The organism is Candidatus Cloacimonadota bacterium (assembly GCA_011372345.1).
Lineage (GTDB): Bacteria > Cloacimonadota > Cloacimonadia > Cloacimonadales > TCS61 > DRTC01.
Genome location: DRTC01000130.1, coordinates 1 through 1,624, shown reverse-complemented (window position 1 = coordinate 1,624; position 1,624 = coordinate 1). Strand labels below are relative to the sequence as shown.

Below are 1,624 nucleotides of genomic sequence, written 5' to 3'. Positions count from 1 at the left end.
GAATTTACCTTTTTCCTCAAGCGTAGAGTATTTTAGAAAATATGTCGAATCGGTCGAGATTGAAAAAATCAGATTTGAGTTTTCTTTCCTGAAATCAAATGACTCCAGAACGGGATTATCCGGAATTTGTGTATTTTGTAAGATAGCGGTTTTTTCACAATCGGATGACAGAACAATTTTGATCTTCTTATATTCCTCTATGATCGAATAATCAGGTCTTTCTTCAAAAACCAGGACAGTGCGGTCGATTATTCCATAATTTTTATGATAAACATCCTTAAGACTGTTTGCATAGACAAAACTGGAAAATATGGAAAGAAATAAGAGTAAAAATTTCTTCATTTCTCCTTCTTGATGATTTTCCCGATAAAAGCATATGTTTCAGGAATATCAGAAAAAATCTCACGATAATTCTTCTCTTTCTCTATCTTCAATTGGCCGATCCTTTTGTCAACATTTGTTTCTCCCCAGTTGTAAGCAGCCAGACTCAAACTCCAGTTTTTATCATATTTTTTCAGAAGATATTTCATATATTTGGCAGAAGTGTGAAGATTGGTGGGAGGAAACCAGAGGAAAAAAACGGGATTTTTTGGTTGGATGTATTTTGCCGTTATCGGCTGAATTTGTCCCAGACCGATCGCTCCTTTTTTAGAAAAAGCGAAACTTCGGAATGCGCTTTCTGCAGCTATTTGTTTATAATAAAGGGAGATATTCAGATTGTGAAAAGTTGCAGTTGCAACGGTCATTATTCTTGCGGAAATCGGATTATAGAAGAGGATAAATAGAATCAGGAAGTAGAAAAAGAACTTGATCCAGCCTTTTTTCATTTTCTTAACTTATTGCTTTTGTAACAGCAGAAATTGTCATTGAGAGGTTTTCTCTTACCGAATTCTTCCGAAGCAATCTACAACTCTAAATATAACGATAATAAGATTGCTTCGTTTGAAAAGCATGTAGAATACTCGCAAAGACATACTTTAATCTCATTTTCTTAATTTTCTTTTTACATGAAGCAGATTTTTCTGAAATTTTTTGTTTTGAGGTGCAAGTACGACTGCTTTTTCAAAATAACCGTATGCTTTTTTAAATTCTTTCTTTAAAAGAAGAACTGATCCGATATTATTGAGTGTATTCGGATTTTTAGGATCGTATTCTTCTGCTTCCAGAAGGTATTCTAAAGCTTTAGTATCGTTTTTCTTCCTGATCTCGATTTGAGCTTTATAGAATAATTCCTTTGATTTCACATATTTTTCCCGGGCAACAACATCTTCAGCTTGAGCAAGATAAGCTTTTAAAGGTTCACTTTGCGGTTTTTTTTCAACCAGAATCCGGTAATGATCGATCGCTTCATCCCATTTCCTCTGCATGATCAAACATTCAGCCAGAGAGAGAATATTGATCTCATTATCTGGAAAATCCTGATAAATTTTTTTGAAGTACTTTTCTGCTTCTGAATATTTACTTAACGAAAGCAGAGATAAAGCCAGATTAAAGATATTATCGGTGGAATCATTCAATAAAACCGCTTTCTGAAAATAGGAAAATGCTTTTTCCAATTTGCCGGAAATAAGTAATTCTCTTCCTTTCTTTTGGAAATATTTTTCTTTGAGGGAGATTATGAAGT

3 protein-coding genes are annotated in these 1,624 nt (G+C 33.7%); all 3 read right to left on the bottom strand.

The genetic code is table 11. From position 1 onward, the window contains the following. Positions 1 to 342: hypothetical protein (locus ENL20_02425; protein ID HHE37410.1), on the bottom strand; the 342-nt coding region annotated here is incomplete at its 3' end. Next, on the bottom strand, positions 339 to 827 hold the full coding sequence (locus tag ENL20_02420; protein HHE37409.1) for a lytic murein transglycosylase: 489 nt from the start codon (positions 825 to 827) through the stop codon (positions 339 to 341). The genes ENL20_02425 and ENL20_02420, both read right to left, overlap by 4 nt. Positions 828 to 983: 156 nt before the next feature. Further along, positions 984 to 1,624, bottom strand: a 641-nt coding sequence (locus ENL20_02415) for a tetratricopeptide repeat protein (protein HHE37408.1), incomplete at its 5' end; no start/stop codon positions are given.

Excerpts from the sequence above, each read along its gene's own strand:
- ENL20_02420 (HHE37409.1), bottom strand. The coding sequence starts at position 827 with ATGAAAAAAGGCTGGATCAAGTTCTTTTTCTACTTCCTGATTCTATTT.